The organism is uncultured Maritalea sp., from assembly GCF_937139385.1.
Taxonomy (GTDB): Bacteria; Pseudomonadota; Alphaproteobacteria; order Rhizobiales; family Devosiaceae; genus Maritalea; species Maritalea porphyrae_A.
On the sequence record NZ_CAKZPW010000421.1, the window covers coordinates 1 to 5,467 of the forward strand.

The 5,467-nt window shown below is 51.3% G+C and carries 6 protein-coding genes; 3 read left to right on the forward strand and 3 right to left on the reverse strand.

Annotated elements, in window-relative coordinates:
• Positions 1–35: 35 nt before the first annotated feature.
• Together fghA and Q0231_RS16585 are read right to left on the reverse strand one after the other, a co-directional pair.
• Positions 36–869 (reverse strand): S-formylglutathione hydrolase, encoded by an 834-nt coding sequence (gene fghA, locus Q0231_RS16580; RefSeq protein WP_299349364.1) that lies wholly within the window; start codon positions 867–869, stop codon positions 36–38.
• A gap of 9 nt (positions 870–878) precedes the next feature.
• Positions 879–1,988 (reverse strand): S-(hydroxymethyl)glutathione dehydrogenase/class III alcohol dehydrogenase, encoded by a 1,110-nt coding sequence (locus Q0231_RS16585; protein ID WP_299349367.1) that lies wholly within the window; start codon positions 1,986–1,988, stop codon positions 879–881.
• A gap of 125 nt (positions 1,989–2,113) precedes the next feature.
• Here Q0231_RS16585 and Q0231_RS16590 point away from each other — a divergent pair, with 125 nt between their 5' ends.
• From Q0231_RS16590 to Q0231_RS16600, 3 genes are all read left to right on the forward strand, one after another.
• A complete protein-coding gene (locus Q0231_RS16590; protein ID WP_299349369.1) occupies positions 2,114–2,860 on the forward strand; it encodes a hypothetical protein in 747 nt (248 codons plus the stop codon).
• On the forward strand, positions 2,860–3,873 hold the full coding sequence (locus tag Q0231_RS16595) for an aldose epimerase family protein (protein ID WP_299349378.1): 1,014 nt from the start codon (positions 2,860–2,862) through the stop codon (positions 3,871–3,873). The genes Q0231_RS16590 and Q0231_RS16595 overlap by 1 nt, the downstream gene beginning before the upstream one ends.
• A gap of 149 nt (positions 3,874–4,022) precedes the next feature.
• On the forward strand, positions 4,023–4,361 hold the full coding sequence (locus tag Q0231_RS16600; RefSeq protein ID WP_299349372.1) for a DOPA 4,5-dioxygenase family protein: 339 nt from the start codon (positions 4,023–4,025) through the stop codon (positions 4,359–4,361).
• Positions 4,362–4,414: 53 nt separating this feature from the next.
• On the opposite strand, the gene Q0231_RS16605 is transcribed toward Q0231_RS16600, so the two are convergent.
• The coding region (locus tag Q0231_RS16605) for a M20 aminoacylase family protein (RefSeq protein ID WP_299349375.1) at positions 4,415–5,467 on the reverse strand (1,053 nt) is incomplete at its 5' end.

Below are 5,467 nucleotides of genomic sequence, written 5' to 3' on the forward strand. Positions count from 1 at the left end.
AGTCTGGCTTCAAGGGCGGCTTTTGCCGCCCTTTTCTATTTCAGGTGCTCGGCATGCCACGCAATATGCTGATGCATAAACGTGGACACAAATGGGTAATAGTGGTCGTACCCTTCTTGAATACGCATGGTCAGGTCGATTTCAGTACCCTTAACCGCTTCAACCAGCTCCTGCGGGCGACAGCCCTCTTCCATCCATTGATCCACATCGCCTTGATCAACCAAAATGGGTGAAAATCGATTACCGTCAGCAATCAAATCACACGCATCATACTGGCGCCAAACTGATTGATCGGAGCCAAGATATTTCTCAAAAGACGGTTTTGACCAACTGGCTTTGGAAGGGCGACAAATCGGAGCGAAAGCCGAGCAGCTCTTAAACCGATCTGGATTTTTCAGCGCAATGGTCAGCGCACCATGTCCGCCCATCGAATGGCCGAAAATGGATTGACGCGACATATCGGCGTTAAAGTTCTCTCCAATCAGTTTTGGCAGTTCGTCCACCAAATAGGTGTACATATTGTAGTTTTTGTCGAATGGCTCCTCTGTCGCATCCAAATAGAAGCCTGCCGCCTTGCCAAACTGCCAATTGTCAGGCTCGTCTGGCACATCTTCGCCGCGTGGCGACGTGTCTGGGCACACAATAATAATGCCCTTTTGGGCCGCCATTTGCCGATATTCGCCTTTGTCCATCACGTTTGAATGGTCGCACGTGAGGCCTGACAAATACCAGAGCACCGGGCACGTCTTTTCAGTCGCTTGAGGCGGAACGAACACGGCGAAGGTCATCTCGCAATGGCAGGCGTCAGAGGCGTGTGTGTAGACACCCTGCGTGCCGCCATGCGAGCGGGTTTCAGAAACAATTTGCATATTGGTTCCTTAAAACTTCACAACGCCGCGAATGCTTTCGCCTTTGCGCATCAGGTCAAAACCATCGTTGATTTTGTCCAAACCCATCGTGTGGGTAATCATTGGATCAATCTCGATTTTGCCGTCCATGTACCAATCAACAATTTTGGGCACATCTGTGCGCCCCTTGGCACCGCCAAAAGCGGTGCCGCGCCAATTGCGCCCGGTCACCAGCTGGAACGGACGGGTTGAGATTTCTTGTCCCGCACCCGCAACACCAATAATGATCGATGTGCCCCAACCCTTGTGGCAACACTCGAGCGCTTGGCGCATCACATTGACGTTGCCAATACACTCAAACGAATAGTCCGCGCCGCCTTTGGTCAAATCGACGATGTATGGCACCAGGTCGCCTTCAACCTCATTTGGGTTGACGAAATGGGTCATACCGAACCGTTCGCCCCACGCTTTACGGGCTGGGTTCAAGTCCACCCCAACAATCATATTGGCCCCTGCAAGGCGGGCGCCTTGGATGACGTTAAGGCCGATGCCGCCAAGGCCAAACACGACCACATTATCGCCCGGGCGCACTTTTGCGGTGTTGATCACCGCACCAATGCCGGTAGTCACACCGCAACCGATATAGCAAATGCTTTCAAATGGTGCGTCTTCTCGCACCTTTGCCAATGCAATTTCGGGCACGACTGTGTGGTTCGCAAAAGTCGAGGTACCCATGTAGTGAAAGGCTGGCTCGCCCTTGATCGAGAACCGCGAGGTACCGTCAGGCATTAGGCCCTGGCCCTGAGTGGTGCGGATTTTTTGGCAAAGGTTGGTTTTGCCCGACGTGCAATAATCGCATTCGCGGCATTCGGGTGTGTAGAGCGGGATCACGTGGTCGCCCTTTTTCAAAGTCGTCACGCCCGGCCCTACGTCAACCACAACACCAGCGCCTTCATGGCCCAGAATGGCCGGAAAAATCCCTTCAGGGTCCGCGCCGGACAGAGTGAATTCGTCTGTATGGCAAATGCCCGTAGCGCGAATTTCAACAAGAACCTCGCCCTCTTTTGGGCCTTCCAAGTCAACTTCGACAACTTCAAGCGGTTTTCCCGCCTCAAATGCAACTGCGGCTTTTGTTTTCATTATGACTTCTCCAAAAAAGCTTTTGTGCGCATGGACACCAGAATCTGATAATTGAGCTTATGCTAGCAACCCAACAATGACACCCACAATCATGTTTTTGTGTTTTTTAGGTTTAGGACAATAAGATGAGTGAGGCGATGCGCACGAAAATTGAACGATTGCTCGCCTCGTATAAATCCGGTGCACTTGGCGGTGCGCATATGCCCGAAGATGTCCACCCACCACTGCCACGCGACAGCGCTGCATTGCTGCACTATCTTACGCTTGGCATGTGCCTAAATTATCAACGCAATGCCTATGGGCTTTGGCTCGCTTGCACAACGACATACGCTGACGAGGAAACTGATTGGGTGTTTGATCCGCAAAAGGTTGTCGAAAGGACCACGGAACAGTTGCGATCCGCACTGCTCAAACACAAAGTCGCTTTGCAGCCCAACAAACATATCGAGAATTGGCAACGCGTTTCTGGTGGCATTGTTGCACATGGTGAAGGTGACGTGCGGTGTATTTTGGCAAAGAATGGCTTTGATATTGAAAACATTCGCGCCTTTATCCAGTCGAACAAACGCGATTTTCCTTATCTGGCGGGGAATAAAATCTGCAATTATTGGCTTTATGTGTTGACCCAATATACCGACCTGCCCTTGACCAACCGCGCCGCGCTTTCTGTTGCACCGGACACTCATGTTATTCAAGCCAGTTTGAAGCTGGGGCTTATATCACCTGCAGAATCCAAACGCTCAGATGTTGCTGAACTGGTTGCCCAACGATGGCAAGACGTATTGAGCGGTACTGACCTTGTGCCCATTGATGTGCACACGCCATTATGGCTTTGGAGCCGTGGTGGTTTTGCGGAGTTGGAGGACGCGTGATGAATGCAATAGTGACAAGACTTGGCGAGATCGACGGCAAGCCATTTGACCGGATTGTGCTAAAAACCGAACAAGCTGAAGTCGCGGTTCTTTCGCTTGGGGGGATCACCCAAAGCTGGGTCATTCCTACACCAAATGGCCCACTTGATGTGGTCTTGGGCTATGATGATCCGTTCGATTATATTGACAACCCTGACTATTTGGGCACCACCGTCGGCCGCGTTGCAAACCGAATTTCTGGCGCTCAGTTTGAGCTGGATGGTGAAATTTACCCGCTGAGCCAAAACGGGCCAGGCATGACACTGCATGGCGGTACCAATGGACTTTCGAAACGCAATTGGACTGTTGTGGATGTCGGTGAAACATATGTAGAGTTGACGTACACTTCTGCACATTTGGAAGAAGGCTTTCCTGGCAATGTTGAGTTTACAATGCTCATAACGCTTGAGGGCGCCCGGTTAAACTACCACATAGGCGCGACAGTTGACCGACCAACACCGATCAATTTCGCCCAGCACAATTACTACAACTTGCTCGGTGGCGGTCCAATTTGGGATCATCAGATGCAGATCAGCGCGACCCACTATGCGCCGTTGGGCGACGACTTGCTGCCAACTGGCGAGATCGCTTCAATTGCGGGTACACCATTTGATTATCGCACCTTGCGCTCTTTTGCAGAAGCGGACCCCAATCGTAAGGGTATGGATATGGCGTATGTGCTGCCCGCGGACCGAGATTTGGACGACCCGGTTGCGCAAGTGAAAGCACCAAATGGTGTCACGCTGCAACTTTGGACAGATCAGCCGTGTTTACAGACCTATAATGGCAACAATCAATCGGTTCAAACCAGTGGCGCATCTGGTCGTCCATTTGGTCGCTGTTCAGCCATTTGCATAGAGCCACAAAGGCATTCAAACGCGGTCAACACCCCCGCCTTCCCAAGCATTATCGTGACGCCTGAGATGCCTTATGCCTATCGAACGGCGATCGAGATCCAGTCCACAAGTGCATGATCCGTATATAGTTTTGATTGTTGCTTTATGAAATAATGTAATCGTATACAATAACCAATGGTGGCAAACTTCCTGTATTTTAAGAAAATGCTTCCATAATTTATTAACATGCAAATCATACTGTACGTATAATTGCTTAGGGGATTGCGATGCATAACACAGATATAATTCAGGATTATCACGCCCACATCTACTTTGGCAGCGTAACGGCTGGGCTGGCCAAGGAACTATGCGAAAATGCCGTAGAGCAATTTGGCGTCAAAATGGGTCGCATGCACGAAAAACCTGTTGGACCGCACCCAATGTGGTCTTGCCAACTCACCGCAACAACGGATCAATTTGCTGAGCTGCTTCCCTGGCTGGCGCTTAACCGAAACAGTCTAATCATTTTCGCCCACCCACAAACCGGCAACGATTTAGTCGATCACCGCGATCGCGGTATTTGGTTGGGCGCGGGCTTGGAATTAGATTTCAGCGTTTTTGACTAAAAAAGCCCCGGCAAAGCCGGGGCTCGTTTTTGATTGAAACGGCGGGTGCCTTGCTATGCAGGCATGCCTTTTTCGACCAGTTTGACCATATAAGAACATCCCGTTGGGATAATTTCGTCATTAAAATCGTAGTCGGGGTGATGAACGCCTGCGGTATCGCCCTGCCCCAAGAAAATATAAGCGCCTGGACGCTCGTTGAGCATGAACGAAAAGTCTTCGGCGCCCATCACTGGGTCGGTGTCGTCCACCACCCGGTCTTCGCCCGCAATTTCCTTGGCGACTTCAACTGCAAATTTCGTGCGTTCAGCATCGTTGATGGTGACAGGGTACTCGCGGTTATATTGTAGTGAAATCTCAGCGCCGTGCATTTCGCCGATTGATTTGCAGATCTGTTTGAGCCGCTCTTCGGCCAGGTCGCGCACATCTTCGTCCAATGTGCGTATCGTGCCCGAAAGCTTGGCCGCGTGCGGGATCACATTGTCCGTATCGCCTGCGTGGAAGGTGGTGACCGAAACAACGATTGATTGAAGCGGATTGGTGTTGCGCGAAGCGATCTTTTGGAAAGCCTGCACCAAATCGGTGCCAACGATAATCGGGTCAATGCCTGCGTGCGGCCGTGCGGCGTGTGCGCCTTTGCCCACGATATCAATATAGAATGTATCGGCTGCAGCCATCAATGGCCCAGGGCGAATGGCAAAATTGCCGACGGCCCTCCCCGGTGCGTTGTGAAGGCCATAGACTTCATGAATGCCAAAACGGTCCATCAAACCGTCTTTCACCATTTCATTGCCGCCGCCACCGCCTTCTTCTGCCGGTTGGAAAATCACAATCGCTGTACCATCAAAATTGCGCGTTTCAGCCAAATATTTGGCAGCGCCCAGCAACATTGTGGTGTGGCCATCGTGGCCGCAAGCATGCATTACGCCCGGATTGGTCGATTTATACTCATGTGGCTGCGCTTCAACGATTGGCAGGGCATCCATATCAGCGCGCAAACCAATCACCCGACCCGATGTATTGGTTTTTCCTTTGATCACACCAACAACGCCAGTTCGGCCAATACCAGTGACCACCTCGTCAAGACCAAACTCTTTGAGCTTTTCAGC

What these genes read in the sequence shown, in the direction of transcription:
- Q0231_RS16595 (WP_299349378.1), top strand. Translation starts at nt 2,860, where the DNA reads ATGAATGCAATAGTGACAAGACTTGGCGAGATCGACGGCAAGCCATTT.
- Q0231_RS16585 (WP_299349367.1), bottom strand. Translation starts at nt 1,988, where the DNA reads ATGAAAACAAAAGCCGCAGTTGCATTTGAGGCGGGAAAACCGCTTGAA.
- Q0231_RS16590 (WP_299349369.1), top strand. Translation starts at nt 2,114, where the DNA reads ATGAGTGAGGCGATGCGCACGAAAATTGAACGATTGCTCGCCTCGTAT.
- fghA (WP_299349364.1), bottom strand. Translation starts at nt 869, where the DNA reads ATGCAAATTGTTTCTGAAACCCGCTCGCATGGCGGCACGCAGGGTGTC.
- Q0231_RS16600 (WP_299349372.1), top strand. Translation starts at nt 4,023, where the DNA reads ATGCATAACACAGATATAATTCAGGATTATCACGCCCACATCTACTTT.